Annotated in this window: 15 protein-coding genes; 10 read left to right on the forward strand and 5 right to left on the reverse strand. The window is 71.6% G+C overall.

Annotated features, from left to right (window positions below; translation table 11 throughout):
* Nucleotides 1–133: 133 nt before the first annotated feature.
* The 4 genes from ACSMXO_RS11440 to ACSMXO_RS11455 all read right to left on the reverse strand — a co-directional run bounded on the left by ACSMXO_RS11440 (nt 134) and on the right by ACSMXO_RS11455 (nt 5,742).
* On the reverse strand, nt 134–2,917 hold the full coding sequence (locus tag ACSMXO_RS11440; protein ID WP_455417667.1) for an FAD-binding and (Fe-S)-binding domain-containing protein: 2,784 nt from the start codon (nt 2,915–2,917) through the stop codon (nt 134–136).
* Complete coding sequence (locus tag ACSMXO_RS11445; protein ID WP_455417668.1) at nt 2,914–3,930, reverse strand: zinc-dependent alcohol dehydrogenase; 1,017 nt, start codon at nt 3,928–3,930, stop codon at nt 2,914–2,916. Before ACSMXO_RS11445 ends, ACSMXO_RS11440 begins: the two co-directional genes overlap by 4 nt.
* 11 nt (nt 3,931–3,941) lie before the next feature.
* A complete protein-coding gene (locus ACSMXO_RS11450; protein WP_455417669.1) occupies nt 3,942–4,802 on the reverse strand; it encodes a fumarylacetoacetate hydrolase family protein in 861 nt (286 codons plus the stop codon).
* 172 nt (nt 4,803–4,974) lie between these two features.
* Nucleotides 4,975–5,742, reverse strand: coding sequence for an IclR family transcriptional regulator (locus ACSMXO_RS11455; protein WP_455417670.1), 768 nt, complete (start codon nt 5,740–5,742; stop codon nt 4,975–4,977).
* 73 nt (nt 5,743–5,815) lie between these two features.
* Here ACSMXO_RS11455 and ACSMXO_RS11460 point away from each other — a divergent pair, with 73 nt between their 5' ends.
* Together ACSMXO_RS11460 and ACSMXO_RS11465 are read left to right on the forward strand one after the other, a co-directional pair.
* Nucleotides 5,816–7,528, forward strand: a complete 1,713-nt coding sequence (locus ACSMXO_RS11460; RefSeq protein WP_455417671.1) for an IlvD/Edd family dehydratase — start codon at nt 5,816–5,818, stop codon at nt 7,526–7,528.
* Between the two features lie 13 nt (nt 7,529–7,541).
* Nucleotides 7,542–8,225, forward strand: coding sequence for an SDR family NAD(P)-dependent oxidoreductase (locus ACSMXO_RS11465; RefSeq protein ID WP_455417672.1), 684 nt, complete (start codon nt 7,542–7,544; stop codon nt 8,223–8,225).
* Between the two features lie 69 nt (nt 8,226–8,294).
* Here the strand turns inward: ACSMXO_RS11465 and ACSMXO_RS11470 are convergent, their stop codons facing one another.
* Nucleotides 8,295–9,191 (reverse strand): NAD-dependent epimerase/dehydratase family protein, encoded by an 897-nt coding sequence (locus ACSMXO_RS11470; protein ID WP_455417673.1) that lies wholly within the window; start codon nt 9,189–9,191, stop codon nt 8,295–8,297.
* Nucleotides 9,192–9,291: 100 nt separating this feature from the next.
* On the opposite strand from ACSMXO_RS11470, the gene ACSMXO_RS11475 reads away from it, so the two are divergent.
* From ACSMXO_RS11475 to ACSMXO_RS11510, 8 genes are all read left to right on the forward strand, one after another.
* On the forward strand, nt 9,292–10,086 hold the full coding sequence (locus tag ACSMXO_RS11475) for an IclR family transcriptional regulator (RefSeq protein WP_346263052.1): 795 nt from the start codon (nt 9,292–9,294) through the stop codon (nt 10,084–10,086).
* A 169-nt stretch (nt 10,087–10,255) separates the two neighbouring features.
* Nucleotides 10,256–14,491, forward strand: coding sequence for an Ig-like domain-containing protein (locus tag ACSMXO_RS11480; protein WP_455417674.1), 4,236 nt, complete (start codon nt 10,256–10,258; stop codon nt 14,489–14,491).
* Nucleotide 14,492: 1 nt separating this feature from the next.
* The gene (locus tag ACSMXO_RS11485; protein ID WP_455417675.1) at nt 14,493–15,371 is read left to right on the forward strand and encodes an aldo/keto reductase; all 879 of its coding nucleotides are present in this window, start codon (nt 14,493–14,495) and stop codon (nt 15,369–15,371) included.
* Nucleotides 15,368–16,507 (forward strand): galactonate dehydratase, encoded by a 1,140-nt coding sequence (gene dgoD, locus ACSMXO_RS11490; protein ID WP_455417676.1) that lies wholly within the window; start codon nt 15,368–15,370, stop codon nt 16,505–16,507. Before ACSMXO_RS11485 ends, dgoD begins: the two co-directional genes overlap by 4 nt.
* A gap of 19 nt (nt 16,508–16,526) precedes the next feature.
* Complete coding sequence (locus tag ACSMXO_RS11495) at nt 16,527–17,816, forward strand: ABC transporter substrate-binding protein (protein ID WP_455417677.1); 1,290 nt, start codon at nt 16,527–16,529, stop codon at nt 17,814–17,816.
* Between the two features lie 41 nt (nt 17,817–17,857).
* Complete coding sequence (locus tag ACSMXO_RS11500) at nt 17,858–18,766, forward strand: carbohydrate ABC transporter permease (RefSeq protein WP_455417678.1); 909 nt, start codon at nt 17,858–17,860, stop codon at nt 18,764–18,766.
* Nucleotides 18,753–19,607 (forward strand): carbohydrate ABC transporter permease, encoded by an 855-nt coding sequence (locus ACSMXO_RS11505; RefSeq protein WP_346263046.1) that lies wholly within the window; start codon nt 18,753–18,755, stop codon nt 19,605–19,607. Before ACSMXO_RS11500 ends, ACSMXO_RS11505 begins: the two co-directional genes overlap by 14 nt.
* Nucleotides 19,608–19,613: 6 nt before the next feature.
* A complete protein-coding gene (locus ACSMXO_RS11510; RefSeq protein WP_455417679.1) occupies nt 19,614–20,486 on the forward strand; it encodes a DUF6772 family protein in 873 nt (290 codons plus the stop codon).
* Nucleotides 20,487–20,519 lie beyond the last annotated feature (33 nt).

Genomic DNA, 20,519 nt, shown 5'->3' on the forward strand with positions numbered 1-20,519 from the left:
ATCAGAGAGCGGCACCATCGGTCCTCGGGTCGGCGCGCTCTGTGCGTATACCCCCGCCCGCAATGGCGGCGGTGAATGCTGAGGGGGTGTCGCGCGCGAAGCAGCGGCCAGATGTCGTCGGACGGTGATGTCCCTATGCGGTTACCTGGTCGAGCACTTCTAGCAGGTGGTGATAGGTGCGGCCGGTGGCGCGGGTCATTCCGATCTCGCAGGTGCGGTTGACCGAGGCGTGGGAGGTGTAGTCGCCCGCGGCGATGGCGTCGGACTCGGCTCGGGTCGCTGAGGCAGTGAGCTCCGGGTGTAGGAGGCCGCGGTCGCCGGCGAAGGCGCAGCACTGCCAGCTGCCGGGGACGGCGACGTGTTCGGCGACGGCTTCGGCGATGCGGGCGATCGCGGTGTCCAGACCCATTCGCACGGAGGAACAGGTCGGGTGCAGCGCGAGGGATGGCAGCCGGCGGCCGATGGGTAGCCGCGGCAGGATGTGTTCGGCAGTGAAGGTGACGGCGTCGACGACCTGGAGGCCGGGCTCGGCGGCGAGCAGCTGGTGCAGGCCCTCGGTGCAGGAGGCCGCGTCGCTGATGATCGGCAGCCGGCCGCCGTCGGTTGCTCTGGTGAGGACGTCGCGTACCCGGTGGCGCATCACCTCGTACCCGTCGGGCAGGCCCTTGGAGGACCACGGCGTGCCGCAACACAGGTCGCCGACGCCGTCGGGAATGCGCAGGCGGAGGCCGGCGCGGGCGGTCAGCGTGCGCAGCGCGGACATGACGCCGGGACCACCCTCGGCCGGGGCGAACATGGTGTTGAGGCACGAGGGAAGGTAGACGGCGTCGGCGTCCGGCTCGGCCGCCGCGCGGCGGCGGCTTCCGCCGCGGGGCAGGTCGCGGGTCCAGACCGGCAGGCCGGTCACGCGGGCCGCCTGGGTGATGCCCTCCACGATCGCCGGGGGAGCGGTCGCGGCCAGGTCGAGGGCGGCGTTCATGGCGCGCGTGGCGGCGTCCCAGTGCTTCGCGGCGGTACGCCAGGCGCGCTGGGTCGCGCGGCCGTTGTGTACGGTTCGCAGCCGCTTGGTGAGGTCGCCGGTGTTGATGAGCACCGGGCAGGCGGTGGCGCACATGCCGTCGACGGCGCAGGTGTCCACGGCGTCGTACTGGTACTCCCGTTCCAGCTGCCGGGCGATCGCGGTGTCGCCGGCGGCTTCGGCGGCGGCCAGCTCGCGGCGCAGGACGATCCGTTGCCGTGGCGTGGTGGTGAGGTCGCGGCTGGGGCAGACCGGCTCGCAGTAGCCGCACTCGACGCACCGGTCGACCTCGGGTTCGACGGTGACGACGGGTTTGAGATGGCGCAGGTGCGCCTGCGGGTCGTCGGTGAGCAGCACGCCGGGGTTGAGCGTGCCGGTGGGGTCGCAGTGTCGTTTGACCTCGAGCATGACGTCGAAGAGCTCGTCGCCGTACTGGCGGCGGACGAACGGCGCCATCACCCGGCCGGTGCCGTGCTCGGCCTTCAGGGTGCCGCCGCGGCCGAGGACGGCGTCGACGAGATCCTCGGTGAAGTCGGCGTACCGGCGGACGTCGTCGCCGGGGCCGAAGTGCTCGTTGAGCATGAAGTGCAGGTTGCCGTCCTTGGCGTGGCCGAAGATGACGCTCCGCTCGTACCGGTGCCGGTCGAACAGCCGGTTGAGGTCGTCGCAGAGGTCGTTGAGCGCGGGTACGGGTACGGCGACGTCCTCCAGCAGGGCGACGGTGCCGGTGGGGCGGGCGCCCGCGACGGCGGCGTAGAGGCCCTTGCGGATGTGCCAGAGCGCGGCGCGGCCGCGGGCGTCGCGGCTCAGCCGGGCTGGCACCGCCAGGCGCAGCCGGTCGAAGACCCGCCGGGCGTGGTGTTCGGCCTCGGTGAGGCGTTCCGCGTCGGGCTGTTGCCACTCTACGAGCAGCGCGGCGTGCCGCTCGACGGCGAGGCCGCGCAGCACATCGTCGGCTCGCGGGTCGGTCTGTGCGACGCGCAGCGACTCGCTGTCGAGCAGCTCCACCGCGGCGGGGCCGGCCGCGACGAGGTCGGGCATCGCCGCCATGGCCTCGCGCAGCGTAGCGAAGACGACCAGGCCGGTGGCCGCGGCCGGGTGCACCGGCACGGTCCGTAGCACCGCCTCGGCCACGAAACCCAGCGTCCCTTCGCTGCCGATGGCGAGGTGGGCCAGGATCTGCACGGGCGAGGTGTGGTCGAGGAAGCTGTTGAGCCCGTACCCCATGGTGTTCTTGAGCGAGAACTGCGCCGTGACGCGCCGTACGGAGTCGGGGTTGCCGCGTACGCGATCGCGCAGCCGTTCCAGCGCGGCCGCGAGGGCGGGCTCGGTGGCGCGCAGCCGGGCGTCCGCGTCCGGGGCGGCGGTGTCGACGACGGTGCCGCTGGGCAGCACGAGCACCATCGACTCGAGTGTCTGGTACGTGTTCGCGTGGATACCGCAGGTCATCCCGCTGGAGTTGTTGGCGATGACGCCGCCGATCGTGCACGCCGACTCGCTGGCCGGATCGGGCCCGAGCCGCCGGCCGTACGGGGCGAGCCGGGCGTTGACCTGCCGCAGGACGGCGCCGGGCTGGACGCGTACCCGGGCGCCGCCGTCGAGTACCTCGACGGCGCGGAAGTGGCGGCGGACGTCGACGAGCAGGTGTCCGGTGACGCCCTGCCCGCTGAGGCTTGTACCGCCCGACCGGAAGGTCAGCGGTACGCCCCGGGCGGCGCCGACCCGCATGAGCGCCGCGACCTGCGCGGCGTCCCGGGGCACCAGCACCGCCTGCGGCGTGAGCAGGTAGTGGGAGGCGTCGTGGGCCATGCCGAGCCGGTCGGTGACCCGGGTGCGGACCCCGCCGGGTGCGGCGGCTCGCAACGCGGCTATCAGCCGGCGGGCGGGAGGGTTTGTCATGTCGTCAACCGGCGTGGGTCGATGTGGATTTTCGGGCCTGCGCCGTCGGGGCGTCGTCCGGCCAGGATGTCGGGGGCGTCGGCGAGACCGACAGTGGCCGCGACCAGGGGGCGGGGGTCGACGGTGCCGCGGGCGTACGCGTCGATGGCGCCGGGCAGGCCGGCGGAGGCGCCGAGGATGCCGACCGCGGTGACGTCCTTGAAGACCAGGCCGCGGGTGTCGACGGCGCTGGGGCTGCCGGCGAGTCCGATGTAGACGACGGTGCGGCCGGGCTCGACGAGGTCTAGCGCGAAGGCCGGCAGCTCGGGGTCGTTGGCGGCGTCGACGACGGCGTCCCAGGGCAGCGACGGCAGCGTGGCGCGGGTCCAGGCGTCGGCGAAGCCGAGCGTGCGGGCCAGCTCCAGTTGGGTGCCGTCGCGGCCCAGGAGGTGTACGTCGATGCCGCGGGCGCGGGCGAACATCGCGACGAGCAGGCCGATCGTGCCGGTGCCGAGGACGAGCAGCCGTTCGCCGGCGTCGAGGCCGGCGGCCTGGACGCTGCGCAGCGCGTTGCCGCCCGGCTCGACGAGGGCGCCGAGGGTGGCGTCCACGGTGCCGGGCAGGGGGTGCAGGGCGGTGGTGGGTACGGCCAGCTGTTCGGCGAGGGCGCCGGGTAGGCCGTCGCGGATGCCGAGCTCCTGGCGGTGCGCACAGACGTGGTGGCGGCCGTGACGGCAGCGGTGGCAGTGCCCGCAGCCGATCATGGTGTCGCCGGTGACGCGGCGGCCGACCCAGGCGGGGTCGACGCCGGGCCCGGCGGCGGTGACCACACCGGACCACTCGTGGCCGGGGCGCAGCGGGTACGAGGACGCGCCGGTGTGCAGGTAGCTCATCTCGCCGGTGAACAGCTCGACGTCGGTGCCGCAGATGCCGACCCGCTCCACGTCGGCGACCACCTGCCCGGCGGCGGCGACCGGAGGCGGTACGTCCCGTACCTCGGCCCGGTGCGGTCCGGTGAGGACCAGCGCGCGCATCGCGGGGGCCCTCACCGGGGTGCCACGACGCGTTGGCGGGCGACGCCGAGACGGTCGATGCCCAGCTCCATGACGTCGCCCGGTCGCAGCCAGACCGGCGGTGTGTGGCCCATCCCGACGCCGGGCGGGGTGCCGGTGTTGATGAGGTCGCCGGGTTCCAGGACCATGAACTGGCTCAGGTGGTGCACGATGACGTACGGGTCGAAGATCATCGTCTTGGTCGAGCCCGTCTGCCGCCGTACGCCGTTGACGTCCAGCCACATGCCCAGGTCGCGTACGTCCGGGATCTCGTCCGGGGTGGCCAGCCAGGGGCCGGCCGGGTTGAACGTCTCCGCGGATTTGCCCTTGCTCCACTGCCCGCCGCGTTCCATCTGGAACGCTCGCTCGCTGACGTCGTTGACCAGCACGTAGCCGGCGATGGCCGCCGCCGCGTCCGCGACATCGTCCAGATAGGAGGTACGGGCGCCGACGACGATGCCGAGCTCGACCTCCCAGTCGGTCTTGGTGGCGCCGCGCGGGATGTACACGTCGTCGTACGGGCCGACCAGCGTGTTGGGGCTCTTGGTGAACAGGATCGGCTCGGCCGGCACGGCTTGGCCGGTCTCGGCAGCGTGGTCGCTGTAGTTGAGGCCGATACAGAGAATCTGGTGCGGACGGGCGATCGGCGCTCCGATCCGCTGGCCGCCGAACGGCTGCACGACGCCGGCGGTGACCCGCTCGGCGACCGGGCCAGCGATCTGGGCGATGCCGCCGGAGCCGAAGAACCGCTCGTCGAAGTCGGTGACCAGGTCGGAAACGTCGACGTAGTGGGTGTCGTCCACGCGGACGGCGGGCTTCTCGGCGCCGATCGCACCGACGCGCATCAGGTGCATGAGTTTCTCCGTGTCTCAAGGAGCCCGGTAGGGCGTGGGGAGTTTGCGCACCCCGGGACGCGCGGTGCACAGGCGGCCGAAGTGGGGATGCCGGGTGAGGCCGACGGGGGAGTGGCCCTCGGTGGCGGTGGTGATGACGAGCACGTCGAGCTCGGGGCCGGCGAACGCGACGTCACCCGATCTCCTGTCCGGCGACGATGGCGCGGATGGCGGCCACGTCGTCGACGAGCTTGTCCAGGGGCGTGCGGTACGCGAGGGCGCTGACGCTGACCGCGCCGCTGGGCACCGTGGGCGAGCCGAGGTAGGCCGGCACGGCGACGCAGGTGATGCCCGGCTCGTTCTCCTGGTCGTCGACGGCGTAGCCCTGCTGCCGGATCCGGACCAGCTCGGCGTGCAGGGCCTCGACCGTGGCGATGGATCGCCCGGTGGGTGTCTCCAGGGGTCGGTCGCCGGCCCAGTCGCGTACCGCTTGCTCGGTGTGGAGCGCCTCGGCGAGCAGCACCTTGCCCACGCCGGTGCAGTGGGCGGGGTTGCGGCCGCCGACCGTCGAGCTGAGGCGGATCGCGCCGATCGACGGGTCCAGTTTGGAGCGGTAGACCACGTGGCGGCCGTCGAGCGTGGCGTAGTGGACTGTCTCGCCGTGCCGCTCGCATAGCGCGGTGAGGATCGGCAGTACCCGGACGTGGTCGGGGCGCGCCTCGTGGTGCGCGAACGCCAGCCGCAGGAACTCGTCGCCGAGCACGTAGCGGCCGTAGCCGTCCCGCGCCGCGAACCCGGCCCGGTGCAGGGCCGCGAGCGCGCGGTGCACGGTGGGCTTCGGGCTGGCCATGGTTCGCGCCATGTCGTCCAGCGCGACGCCGGCGGGGTGGTGGGCCAGCTCGGTGAGCACGGCGAGGACTCGGTCGGCGCCGACCAGCTTGCCGTCCGGCGACTCGGTCATGTCCTGGATGCTAGGCTCCTTTTCGATAAAGCGAAAGTCATTCCGATAGTTGGAAAGTTGGAGGATTGTCCGCGTGGGGCTTCGCAGCGCGCAGTGGTACGGCGGCAGTGACCGCAACGCGTACATCCACCGCGCGTGGATGCGACGCGGCCTGCCGGACTCCGCGTTCACCGGCCGTCCGCATATCGCCATCGCCAACACCGCCTCCGACCTGACGCCGTGCAACGCTCACCTCGGCGAGGTGGCCCACAGCGTCGCCAACGGTGTCTACGAGGCCGGTGGCATCCCGCTGCACCTGCCGGTCGTCTCGCTGGGGGAGACACAGGTCCGGCCCACCGCGATGCTGTGGCGCAACATGGCGGCGATGGCCACCGAGGAGATGCTGCGGGCCAACCCGATCGACGGCGTGGTGCTGCTCGGCGGCTGCGACAAGACCATCCCGGCCCTGCTCATGGCTGCCGCCTCGGTCGACCTGCCCGCCGTCGTGGTGCCCGGCGGGCCGATGCTCACCGGGCACTTCCGCGGCGTCCCGCTCGGCTGCGGCACCGACGTGTGGCGGCTCAGTGAGGAGGTCCGCGCCGGCACCCTGTCGCAGGAGGCGTTCCTGAAGTCCGAGTCCGCGATGATCCGGAGCAAGGGACACTGCAACACGATGGGCACGGCCTCGACAATGGGCCTGCTCGCCGAGGTGCTCGGCATGACCCTGCCGGGGACGGCTGGCATCCCGGCGCCGGACAGCCGTCTGCTGGAGGCCGCCCACGCCACCGGCGTCCTCGCCGTCGAGCTGGTGGCTCACCAGCGTCGACCCAGCGCCGTACTGAGCCGCGCCGCGTTCCTCAACGCGATCGTTGCGCTCGCCGCGCTGGGCGGCTCGACCAACGCCGTGGTCCACCTGCTCGCTATCGCCGGCCGGCTCGGCGTCGCCCTCACCCTCGACGACTTCGACCGCACCGGCTCCGGGGTCCCCTTGCTGGTGGACCTCCAGCCGGCCGGCCGCCACCTGATGGACGACCTGTACCGCGCCGGCGGACTCCACGCCGTCCTGGCCGAGGTGCGCGACTTGCTCGACGCCACCGCCATCACCGTCACCGGCCGCCCGCTGGTCGACCACGTCCGCGACGCCCGCGTCCATGACCGCGAGGTGATCCGCCCGCGCACGGCACCGCTGCGGTCTGACGCGGGGATCGCGGTCCTGTATGGCAATCTCGCCCCCGACGGCGCCATCATCAAGCCCGCCGCCGCCTCGCGCCACCTGCTGCACCACCGCGGCCCTGCGGTCGTCTTCGACTCGGTCGAAGACCTGCACGCCCGCCTCGACGACCCCGACCTGGCCGTCACTGCGGACTCGGTGCTGATCCTGCGCGGCTGCGGACCAAAGGGCTACCCCGGCATGCCCGAGGTCGCCAACCTGCCGCTGCCGGCGAAACTGCTCGCCGACGGCGTCCGGGACATGGTACGCATCTGCGACGGCCGGATGAGCGGCACCGCGTACGGCACGGTTGTCCTACACGTCGCCCCAGAAGCCGCCGCCGGCGGGCCACTCGCCAAGGTCCGCACCGGCGACACCATCGTCCTCGACGTCGCCGGACGCCGCATCGACGTCGACGTGCCCGACGAGGTGCTGGCCGCCCGTGAGCCGGCATCGGCCACCGTCCGCGCGTTCGCCACTCCTCGCCGCGGCTGGGAACGGCTCTACGTCGACACCGTCCGCCAGGCCGACACCGGCGCTGACCTGACCTTCCTCACCGGCGCCAGCGGTGACCGGGTGTCTCGCGAATCCCATTGAGAAAGGACCCTCGATGAGTTCCTCCCGTACCGCTGTGGTCACCGGTGGCATGAGTGGCCTCGGCGAAGCGGCTGCCGCCCGCCTGACCGCGGAGGGCGTCACCGTCGTCACGCTGGACGTCGCCGAAGGCGCCGACCTACGGGTCGACGTCACCGACGCCGCCGCCGTCCGCACCGCCGCCAGGCAGGTCGGGCCGGTCGACATCCTGGTCAACTCCGCCGGCATCGTAGGCCCGAGCGCGCCCCTGTGGGAGATCCCGCTGGACGGCTGGGAGCGGACCTTCGCGGTCAACGTCCGCGGCACCTTCAACACCTGTCAGGCCTTCGTCCCAGGCATGCGGGAGCGGGGTTGGGGCCGCATCGTCAACATCGCCAGCATGGCCGGCAAGGACGGCAACCCCAACATGTCGCCGTACTCGGCGTCCAAGGCCGCCGTCATCGCCCTGACCAAGTCGTTGGGCAAGGAGTTGGCCACCAGCGGAGTGCTCGTCAACGCCATCGCCCCCGCCGTGATCGAGACACCGATGAACGCCACCACCGCGCCGGAGGCACTCGCCCACATCACCAGCCTCATCCCGATGAGACGGCTTGGCCGGCCCGAAGAGGTCGCCGAACTCATCGCCTGGCTCGTATCCGACAAGGTCAGCTTCTCCACCGGCGCCGTGTACGACATCAGCGGCGGGCGCGCGACCTACTGAACCTCTTCACCCTCCTCTTGCGGTGCGGTGGACCGCAAGGTCAGACGCGGTGCGCGAGCGCCGCGTGGTTCAGGTTGAAAGAGATTCGCTGATCGCACCCGGGTCAGCGGGCGTTCCTACGACGTCCAGCGCATGCTCGGCGGTGAAGCCGAGCAGGTCGCGGGCGTGCGCCAGGTCAAGGGGTGCGGCACGCCCGGGCAGCGGCGCCCTGATCTCGGTCTCCGGGTGGTAACGGCGTATGAGGTCGAGCGTGGGGTAGGGGGCCAGCGTCCGCGGCGCGGCGACGTGGACCGTGTGCGCGCCGGTAGCGCCGAGCGCGAGCAGGGCGGCTCGGGCGGCGTCGCGGGAGTCCAGATACATCCACAGCTCGCGGGCGGCGTGCGCAGGGTCGGCGGCTATCTCGGCGGCGCGGGCGGCCAGCCGCTCCGCCGAGGCGACGAACGGATAGCGCAGGGCGGTCACGGCCATCCCGTACCGGCGGGCCATCGCCGCCGCGGTCAGCTCGTCGACCTGTTTGGACAGGCCATACGGATCCTCCACCTGGGACGGTGTCGCGAGGTCGAGCGGGACGTACGCCGGGTGCAGGCCGGCGCGGGCGAAGGGCAGGCCCGTGGTGCAGTAGCTGCTGGCGATGGCCGCTGCGCGTACGCCGATCCGGCCGGCCTCCTCCAGCACGGTGAACGTCGCCGTCACGTTGCCACCGAACACCGCGTAGGGGCTGTGCCCCGCCGGGGACGGTATCGCGGCGAGGTGGATGACGGCGTCAACGCCGGCCAGAGCCGTGCGGACGGTGTCCGGATCGCCGGCGTCGCCGGTGACGACCCGATCGGCCGCAAGGTCACCGGGATCGTCCAGGACGAGCGCGGTGGCGATGATCCCGCGGTCCGCCAGGAGCGCCAGGACCGCCCTGCCGATGCGGCCCGCGGCGCCGGTGACGAGCACGCGGCCGGGGGAGGGGTACCTCACGCCCACTGACATTAGGTGGCGACGCTCGGGTCAGCAAGCTGACGAAACGTCTGTAGGCTGGTAGGCGTTCGTACCACCGTGACCGAAGAGTGGAGATCTCATGGCCGTCCGTCGATCCTCGGCGTGGTCGAGCGCGGTTCCGGCCCCGGCCGTCCTGCGCGCCGGCGCCATCCTGGACATGGTCGGCGGCGCCAAGGGCGAGGCCGTGACCATCGCCGAGCTGGCCGCCCGGGCCAACCTGCCCCGCTCCTCGGTGATGAACATCTGCGTCGCGCTGATCGAACTCGGCTTCCTGCAGTCCCTGGACGGCGGGCTGGTCCTCGGCCCGCGGCTGGCCGAGCTCGGCATGGCCTATCTCGACGCGCTGGACGTCGGGCGGATGTTCCGCGACCGGTGCGCCGCGCTCGGTGCCCTGTTGGAGGAGACCGCCCAGCTGGCGGTGCTGGACCAGCTCGACGTGGTCTACCTGGCGCGGGTCGACGGGCCGACGCCGGTGCCGGTGCGTACCTGGATCGGGCGGCGGCTGCCCGCGTACTGCACCGCGCTGGGCAAGGCGATCCTGGCCGAGTTGGATCCGAAACACGTACGGGAACTGCTCGCCGCCGCGGCGCCGTTGGCCCCGATGACCCGCAACACGCGTACCTCGATCGGTGACGTGATGGCCGAGTTGGCGGCCACCCGGGAGCGGGGTTACGGGATCAACGACGAGGAGACGACCGAGGGGATCTTCGGCGTGGCCATGCCCGTGCGCGGCCTGCCGCCGAGTGCTGGGCCGTACGCGGTCAGCATCTCGATGCTGAAGGCGCGGGCGAACAAGCAGCGGGTCGACCGCGCGCTGGAGGTTCTGCGCCAGCTCTCCGACCTGGTCTCGGATCCGGACCTGGCCACACCCTGACCCGTCAGGCATCGCGCCCGGGCGGCTCGCCGTTTCCGGCCGTGTCAATATACTGACGAGACGCCTCGGTATTGACAGTCGGGCGTGTTAACCCTATGTTTCGAAGATCGCTTGGCTGGCCTCGTCGGGCCGACAACCGAGCGCCTCAGCCGGACTCGGAGGTGCGACCATGACGACTTCGCGACGGACACGCCGCCAACTGCTTCGCGACGCGGGCCTGGTTGGCGTACTCGGCACGCTGCCGGCGGCTGGGCACCTCCTGGCGGGCGGGTCCGCGCAGGCCGCGTCCACCGCCGTCGACCGGATCTACGTGGCGACCGACGGCGACGACCGGTGGAGCGGACGGCTGGAACGCCGCAACGCGGCCGGTACCGACGGCCCACTCGCCACGCTGGCCGCGGCCCGCGACGCGGTACGCCGCCGCAAGCGAAGCCACCCGCTCACCCGCCCGCTCGAGGTGGTCCTGCGGGGCGGCACCTACTACCTGCCCGAGCCGCTGGTGCTCACGCCGGAGGACTCCGGCACGGCCGAATGCCCGATCGTGTGGCGCTCCGCGCCCGGCGAGCGTGCGGTCATCTCCGGCGGGCGGCCGATCACCGGCCGGTGGACGCGAGGCGCCGACGGCGTCTGGTCCACCAGGCTCGCCACGCCGTGGTCGTTCCGTACGCTCTTCGTCAACGGGCGGCGGGAGACGCTCGCCCGCTTTCCGAACCCCGACCCGGAGCAGCCCGGCCGCGGCTACATCTTCCACGGCGGGCAGCACCCCCACCAGCTCCTCGCCGGGCTGGCCCGCGGCGGCGACTACGTCGAATACCGGTTCACCGTCACCACGGCGGCCACCTACGACCTGTGGCTCGGCGTGGCCACCGCCGAGGTGGACAACCAGAACTTCCTCGCCGTCACCGTGGACGGCGCCGCAGTGCCGCTGTCCACGATCGACGGCAGCGGTGGGTACCGCGTCGTCAAGTACAGCAAGGCGGCGGGCGGCCTGGAGCTGGGCGCCGGCGAGCACCGGATCCGGATCGCCAACACCACGCCGCGAGGCGGCGACCACCGGGTGCACCTGGACGCGCTCGTGTTCACCACCGACGCCGGCTTCGCCGCTGCCGGGACGAACCTGCCACCGCTGGCCGGCGACGAGCATCGGGTGGTGGTCCAGGCCGAGGACGACAGGGCACGGGTCGCCGGGCTGAGCTCGATCCGGTTCCAGAAGTTCCCCGTGCCGGTCGTGCCAGCGACCAACGCCACAAAGCTGTACGCCGACCCCGCACTGGTCAAGGCGAGCTGGAAGGACGACCCCGAGGCACTGGTCGACGCCGTCCCCGCCTACCAGTACTGGAACGAGCTGCTGCCCATCACCGCGATCGACCCCGTCACCGGGATCGTCACGGTGGACCGGCCGGCCAACGCGCTCAGCTTCGCTGCGGGAAACTACTTCTTCGTCTCCGGCGTCCGGTCCGAGCTGGACACCCCCGGGGAGTTCTATCTGGACAGCCACGCCGGACGGCTGGACTACCTGCCGCGCCCGGGCGAGGACCCGAACTCGGCCACCTTCGTCGCGCCCCACCTCGACCGTCTGGTCACCCTGCGCGGGGACGCCACCGGCACCGCACGGGTGGAGTGGGTGACCCTGCGCGGCCTGGAGTTCCGGCACACCAAGGGCAGCCGCACGTACGTCTCGGACCGGTCGCCCACCGACGCGGCCATTCAGCTGGACTGCGCGTGGCACTGCACTGTCGAGGACTGCCGGATCACCGGCGTCGACGGCTACGGGATCTGGCTGCACCTGGACAGCTGCGAGAACACCGTGCGGCGCAACGAGATCGACGACATCGGCGTCGGCGGTGTGCTGCTGTCCGCCGCGGTACTCGACTACGGCATCGTGTACGACGACCGGCCCGAGGTGCAGGACTACGCCCCGCTGCGCAACGCGTTCCTGCGCAACCACATCCACCACGGCGGCCGGGTGCGGGTGCTCGCCGCCGGGTTCAACCTCGGCAGCCGGCCCGACTCCACGGCGCTGGCCGCGGGCAACCTCATCGCGTTCAACGACGTGCACGACATGACCCGGCAGGGAGTGTTCGGCTTCCGCAACCAGGGTGGCAACGTCATCGCGTACAACCGGTTCACCGACGTGATTACGAGCACCGCCGACACCGGCGCGATCAACCTGGCGGTGATGACGAACCTCGCCGCGCCGAACCTGGTCCGCAACAACGTGGTCCGCGGCGCCCGCGGGCTGCTCCGCATCAGCGAGGACACCGTGTACGGGTACGGCGTCGGCCTCTACCCGGACCACAGCAGCAGCCACTTCTGGTTCGAGAACAACCTCGTGGTGGACGCGTCGTATCCGTTCCTGGCCAACGGCGGGCAGTTCAACACGCTGGTCAACAACGTGCTCGCCGACCCCGGTCAGGTGTGGGTCGTCAACCCCAACGGGGTCCTGCGGGACAACGTGGTACGCGGCAATGTGCTGGCCAACGTGCACACCACGGACGACCTCACGTACCGGCTGGACGTCATGCCGCCGCTGCTGGACGCCGCCTGGGCGGCGCCTGGCCGGCTGGTCGACGGCGACCGCAACGTGCTGTTCAACGGCGCCGCGCCGGTGCGCTTCGAGCCGCTGCACACGCTGGCGGCGTGGCAGGCGGCCGGAAACGATGCGCGCTCGGTCGCGGCCGACCCGCGGTTCGTTGACCCGGCCCGTGGCGACTACCGGTTGCGGGCGAGTTCTCCGGCGTTCGCGTTGGGGTTCCGGCCGATCGACCTCGGCAACACCGGTGTCGCCGGCCAGGCGCCGCTGCCGGCTATCGCGTCCATGGCCGCGGTGTTCGCGGCGGCGGGCGCCGACCCGGTCGGCACCGACGGCCGCGCGGTCCGGTGTCGCCCGGCGGTCGGCGAGCCGGGCATGTACCGCGTCTACGCCCGCCGCACCAGCAACGCGGCCCGGCCACAGAAGCTCGATGTGGTGGTGCGGCACGCCGCTGGCGAAGCGCGCGTCGTGCTCGACGAGATGACCGGGCCGGGCAACAATCCGGAGCCGCGGTTCGGCCTGTTCCTCGGCACCTACCCGTTCCGGCCCGGAGCGCCCGCGGAGGTGGTCGCGACCCAGCCCGGCACGGCGACCCCGGACCTGCCCTCCGGTGTGCTGCTGTTGCGCGTGCCCCGGCCGCGCACCGACCTCGCGCAAACGCTGTGGGAGGCGACCGCGACCGTCACCCGCGGCAAGCTCGCGGCGGGGGAGCGGACCACGGTCACGGTCCACGGCCTGCTTGCCGACGGGCGCGACGCCAACCTCCGGCGGGCGCGGATCCGGTACGCCAGCAGCGCGCCCGAGGTGGCCACGGTGGACAGTGCCGGCACGCTCGCCGCGCGCGGGCCCGGGCTCGCCACGGTCACGGCCACCGTCACGCTCGGCGAGGCCGTGGTGCGTACCCCGCCGGTGCGGGTCCTTGTCGGCGACATCCTCTGGGAGGTGTCCGTGACCGCGGAGGACGCCCTGCTCGGCGTCGGCGAGATCACCAGGCTGGTGCCCAGCGGCCGCACCGACACCGGCGGCACCCCCGACCTCTCCGCCGCGACCATCGAGTACGCCAGCGACCGCCCGGAGGTCGTCGTGGTGGACGCCGCCGGGCGGGTGACCGCCAAGGGCACCGGCAGCGCGACACTGACCGCGACCGTGACCCTCCACAACATAACGCTGGCGGCTACGACCACCGTCAGCGTCGTGGCGGGCCTGACCCCGCTGCTGGCGTACGCCTTCGACGAGTCCGGGACGGGCACCGAGGCGGCGGCCGACGGCGGCACCGCGCCACCGGCACCGGGCAGCTTCCACGGCGCCGCCCGGCGGACCGCGCAGACGCCCTCGGGCTCGGGCGGCGCGCTGGATCTGACGGCCGGGGCCGGGTTCGTCACTCCCGGGGTGGGCGGCTCGGCGAAGCTCGACGCGCTGCCGCGGTTCACCCTCGCGCTGTGGCTGCGGCTGGCCGAGGATCCGGCTGCCTTCGACCGCATCCTGGGCCGCGGCGCGGCCCTGGACTGGTACGTGCTGGCTGGATCCACCGCCGGTGCCGTCGCCACGCTGCTGCAGATCGGGCCCGTGGCGATGCGGCCGCCGGTGTTCGACGCCCGGGAGTGGCAGTTCCTCGCCGTGGTGGGCGACGGGAGCAGGCTGACCGTGTACCACGGTGACCGGACGAGCGCGGTCACCACCCTCGGCAGCCAGGCCACCGCGGCCCCGCTGGCCGCCGCACCCGGTGTCGAGCTGCGCCTGGGTGCCACCACGCTCACCACGGCGGATCGGACCCCGCCGGCGTACCTGGACGGCTTCCGCATCTACGGGCTGGCGCTGCCGCCGGCGGAGCTGGACCAGATCCGCCGGGGCGACCTGGCGGCCGGGGCCTGACATGACCGTGGTGATGGACCGCCTCGCGGGTGGCCTCGGACTGGGCCTGGCACCCATCGGCAAGGTCGGCGACGCACCGTGGCGGCAGACGCTGCACCGAGCCTGGGAGCTGGGCGTGCGGTTGTTCGACACCGCGCCGCTCTACGGAGCCGGGCGGGCGGAGGAGCGCGCCGGCGCGGCTCTCGCCGACCGGCCCCGGGACGATTTCGTGCTGTCCACAAAGGCCGGTATCGGCCCGGACCGGACTCCCGACTTCTCGTACGACGGGGTGATGCGGTCGGTGGCGGCGAGCCTGCGCCGGCTGCGGACGGAGCGGATCGACATCCTGTACATCCACGACCCGCAGGACCACCACGCACAGGCCGTGGACGGCGCTTACCGGGCCGCAGCCGAGCTGCGCGCGGCCGGCGTCGTCCAGGCGGTGGGCGTGGGCATGAACTACGCCGACGCGGCTGCCCGGTTCGTGCGGGACACCGACCTGGATTGCGTGCTCATCGCGGGACGCTACACGCTGCTCGACCGGTCCGCCGCCGCGGAACTGCTGCCGCTCTGCGCGGAGCGCGGCGTGGCGGTCGTCGCCGCCGGGGTGTTCAACTCCGGGCTGCTCGCCAATCCCGTGCCCGGCGCGACGTACGACTACCGGCCAGCCCCCGCCACGGTGCTCGACCGCGCGGTCCGGCTACGCGCGGTGTGCGAGCGGCACGGGCTACCACTCGCCGCGGCCGCCCTGCAGTTCCCCGCCCGGCATCCCGCGATCACCGCGACGCTCGTCGGCGCGGCCACCCCGGACGAGATCGAACAGGACGTGCGGTGGCACCGGATGGCCATTCCCGATCGGTTCTGGAGCGACGTCGCCAGCCTGGACGGAGACCACCAGTGAAGATCACAGACGTCGAGGTCCTCGTCCTGCCCGACGGCGACGACGCGATGATCCTCGTCGCCGTCGATACCGACGAAGGCGTGTACGGCCTCGGCGAGGTCGGCGTACGCACCCGCTACCGGGCCGTGCTGGGCGCCCTGGAGCACCTGCGCGAGCTGGCGGTCGGCGAGGACCCGGCCCGCGTCGAGCACCTGTGGCAGGTGATGTTCCGGCGCGGGTTCTTCCCTGGCGACCGCACCGTCGCGGCAGCCATCGCGGCGATCGACGTGGCGCTGTGGGACATCCGCGGCAAGGTTCTCGGCGTGCCCGTCCACGCGCTGCTCGGCGGGCAGGTCCGGGACCGGGTGGACTGCTACACCCACGTGGAGACCAAGCTCGACCCCGAGGCCACCGCCGACTCCTGCCGCGCGCTCGTCGCCGAGGGCTGGCGACACCTGCGCCTCGCTGTGCAGGACGACGACGGGGTGCTCGACCCGCGTGCCGCCATGCGCGGGGCGATCGCGAACTTCCACGCCGCCCGCGCGGCGGTGGGGGACGAGATCGAGCTGGCCATCGACGTACACACGAGGCTGGACCCGCCGGAGGCGGTCACGCTGTGCCGGGAGATCGAATCGGCCCGGCCGTACTTCGTCGAGGACCCGCTGCGCAGCGAGGGCCTGGAGGGCTACCGGATGCTGCGGCTGCGCACCGGTGTGCCGCTCGCCGCGGGTGAGCAGCTCGGGTCCAAGTGGGAGTTCCGCCGCCTCATCGAGGAGGACCTCGTCGACCACGCTCGGGTCGACGTGGCGATCGCCGGCGGGCTGACCGAGTCCAAGAAGATCGCTGGCTGGTGCGAGACGCACTACATCCAGCTTGCCCCGCACAACCCGCTGGGGCCGGTGACCACGGCCTCGTCGTTGCACCTCAGCCTGGCCACCCCGAACGTGAGCGTGCAGGAACAGCACCGCCGGCAGCTCTCGCCCGAGGTGGCCGCACTCTTCACCGGCCGGCCGTTGGTACGGGACGGCTACCTGTCACCGCCCGAGGGTCCAGGCCTCGGCATCGACCTGGACCGGTCCGCCGCCCGGCGGCTGCACGCCGTCGCGGTGGAGCGACCCCACCTGCGCCGCCCCGACGGCGCGTTCACGAACTGGTAGACGACGAAGGAAGACAACCATGAGACTTGCCCGATGGGTGGCGACCGCCGTCGCCCTTTCCCTGGCCGTCACCGCGTGCGGCAACGGGTCCTCCAACGACTCCGACGGCCCGGTGGACCTGCGGGTGGTGGTGTGGTCCGGCAACGAGGCCCACCTGAAGATCCTCAACGACCTCGCCGCGGCGTTCGTCAAGGCCAACCCCGACGTCGCGTCCGTGAAGGTGGAGAGCACACCATCCGGTCAGAACTACCGCACGGTGCTGACCACACAGATCTCGGGTGGCGACAGCCCGGACGTGGGCTGGCTGGGCGAGGGCGACGCGCCGGACTTCATCGCCGCCAAGGGCCTGGTGGACCTCGGTCCGACCGTACGCGGCGACGCGTCGTACAACCACGGCGACCTGATCTCCTCGCAGCTGGGCGTCTGGGCGCCGGGAGACAAGGTGTACGGGATCCCGTTCTCCACCTCGCCCGCCGGTGTGTTCTACAACGCCGACATGTTCGCCAGGGCCAGGCTGCCCACGCCGGACGAGATGGTCAAGAACGGCACCTGGACGTGGGAGAACCTGGCCGCGGTAGCGAAGAAGCTGCACGACACGCTGGGCGTGGGTGGCTTCTACATCGGCCCGTACCAGAAGTTCGACGACCAGTGGATCTCGCTGTCGCACCTGTGGGCCGGCTTCGACGCGGCGCCGTGGAGCGCCGACGGCACCACCTGCACGTTCACCGACCAGAAGATGGTGGACGCGATGACCTTCCTGCACAAGATGATCACGGTGGACAAGGGGTACCCAGGGCCGGGCGTAGCGGCCGACTTCGCCGCCGGCCAGGCCGGGATGATCAGCACGTACATCAGCACGGCGGTGCAGCTCAAGCAGGCCAGCTTCAAGTGGGGCCTGGTGCCGCAGCCGACCGGCCCGGCCGGCAGCAGCGTGGTCATCGGCCAGTCGGCGTTCGTCGCGTTCGCCGGCTCCAAGCACCCCGAGCAGGCCGCCAAGCTGGTCGCCTTCCTGACCAACGAAGAGAGCTCCAAGCAGCTCATCCAGTACTTCCCGTCGATCCGCCGGTCGCTGGTGACCGCCGACGCGCTGTCCGCGGCCAACCCGCTGCTGAGCAAGGAGCAACTCCAGGCCGTCGTGGTGGACGGGATCACCAACGGCAAGCGCTCGCCGGTACACACGAACATGGGCGAGATCGCGCCGGAGGTCCGGGTGAACCTCGAACCGCTGTGGAAGCCGGGCGCCGACGTCGCCGCGGTGATGAAGAAGACCTGCGACGCGATCACGCCCCTGCTGGCGAAGACCCGGTAGTGATGGTCCAGGTCCAGACAGAGGTATCGGCCGGGTCGGAGATGACCGCACCGATCCGGCCACCCCGGCTGACGCGGCGGGTTCGGGAGCAGATCGCCGGGTACCTGTTCACCGCGCCATTGGTGCTCGGCTTCCTGGCCATCGTCATCGGCCCGCTGGTCATGGTCGGGTGGTACAGCCTGCACCACTTCGAGACGCTGACCGGGCAGTTCACGTTCGCCGGCGCGGACAACTACGAGGCGCTGGCGGACGATCCGCGGCTGCCCGGCGTGCTGGTCGCCACCGGTGTCTTCGTCGTCTGCATCGTGCCGCTGGGCATCAGCCTCTCCCTGCTGCTGGCGGTCCTGGTCAATCAGAAGCTGCCCGCGATCAAGGTGTTCCGGGCCATCTTCTTCGCACCCACGCTGGTCTCGTTGGCCGCCTGGACCATCGTCTGGCACTTCCTGCTGCTGCCCAACGGGGCGGTCAACAGCCTGCTGCGGACGTTGTCCATCCACGGCCCGGACTGGCTGCGCGAGCCCGGCGCGGCGATGGCGGCGGTGATCGTCGTACAGGTGCTCAAGGGCGCGGGCATGAACATGCTCATCTTCCTCGCCGCCCTGCAGTCGGTGCCGAAGGAGCTCACCGAGTCGGCCCGGGTCGACGGCGCCGGGCGGTTCCGGACCTTCCGCAGCATCACCCTGCCGATCATCTCGCCCGAGATCCTCATGGCGGTCATGCTCATGACGATCGGGGCGTTCAAGGTCTTCGAGCAGATCCTGCTGCTCACCGGCGGTGGCCCGGGCTACTCGACCACCGTGCTGATCTTCTACATCTACCGGCAGGCGTTCGGCACCGGCGACCTGGGGTACGCGGGCGCGCTGTCCCTGCTCATGTTCGCCATCCTGCTGCTGCTCACCGCAGGGCTGTGGCAGCTGCGCAAGAAGGTGGTGTTCTATGAGTCCGACTAGTCGCCTGCTGCACGCCCTCGCCTCGCGCGCCGCGCTCTACCTGCTGCTGGTCGTCCTCGCCGTACCGGTGCTGCTGCCCGGCCTGTGGATGCTGACCTCGGCCCTGAAGACCAACGAGGAGATCTTCCGGTACCCGCCCACCTTCCTGCCCACCGACTGGCGCTGGGAGAACTTCGCCCGGGTCTTCGAGCTCCAGCCGTTCGCCCGGCAGTACTTCAACAGCCTCTACATCGCGATCCTGGTCACCGCCGGCACGATCGTCCTGTCGTCGATGGCCGGCTACGCCTTCGCCCGGCTGCGGTTTCGGGGCCGGAGCCTGCTGTTCCTGCTCATCGTCAGCGGCATTCTCATCCCGCACGAGGTCACCATCGTGCCCCTGTTCCGGATGGTGGGCGCGCTCGGCCTGATGGACACACACTGGCCGCTGGTCGTCATCCCGATCTTCTCCGGCACCGGCGTGATCGCCACGTTCGTGATGCGTCAGGCCTTCCTCTCCCTGCCCCGGGAACTGGAGGAGGCGGCCCGCCTCGACGGGCTCGGCTACTTCGGCACGTACTGGAAGATCGCACTACCGCTCGTGCGACCCACCGTCGCGGTGGTGACGATCCTGTCCATGTGGAGCAGCTGGAACCTGTTCCTGGAACCGCTGATCTTCCTGCGCAGCAACGAGAAGTACACGCTGCCGCTCGCGCTGACCCAGTTCGAGGACCCGTACGGCGGTCCGCTGTGGAACGTGCAGATGGCGGCGACCACCCTCTCGGTGCTCACCGTGCTGGCCGTCTTCGTGGCGGCGCAGCGGCATGTCGTCGCCGGCCTCACCGCCGGCAGTATCAAGGGATAGGACACAGTGGACAAGTTCAACCCGCTGCGCCGGGTGCTCGCCTACGACGACTTCGACCGTGGCATCAACGGCTGGGCCGAGCTGTGCGGCAACCACGACGGCGACCTCAGCGCCGTTCGCCCGTCCTTCGCGGACCTGCGCCCGCCACAGCTGAGCACCTGCACGTTCTTCGACATCGGCTCGCACGGGGCGATGGACGGTACGTACGCGCTCAAGCTGGCCACCCGACCGGTCCCCGGGCACACCGCCTGCCTGATCAAGCGGCTGACGCTGGCCAAGGAGGCCCTGGTCCAGTTCGAGATGTACTTCGCCGCCAAGGCCGAGGCCCGCCAGGGGCCGGACGCCTACCGGGACCGGACGTGGGACGGCAACCAGGACCTGAGCGAACGCGACCTGGGCTCGTTCACGATCAGCAACGACATCGGCCGGCTGGACGGCAGCCGCTACCACGTGGCGCTGCGCTACCTGAACGCCACCGCCGAGGGCAAGCTGGTCCAGGGCTGGCACTACAAGACCTCGCTGCAGCCCACCACCAAGATGCAGCTGACCGGCCAGGTCCCCGCCGGCGACTTCCACACCGTCGGCGAGGACGACTGGGAGCCGGTGCCCGGCGGCGGAGGGACGCTCTGCCTCAACGAGGTGCCCACCAAAATCAACTGGCACTACCTGCGCTGGACGGTCGACACCGCGGCCGGGCGCAGCGTCGAGCTCCAGGTCAACGACCGCGTGATGGACCTGCGCGACATACCGGTGCCGGTCTACCCGCACCCGTACACCGGGCTGCGCGGCCTGTTCAACCTGCTGCTCGACGTACGCACCAACACCAACGTGCGCAACTTCCTGTTCGTCGACTCCTGCCTCATCTCCGTGGATTGGTGATCGTCAGTGGTCCGCATCTCCCAAACCGCGGTC

Source organism: Plantactinospora sp. DSM 117369 (assembly GCF_053764795.1).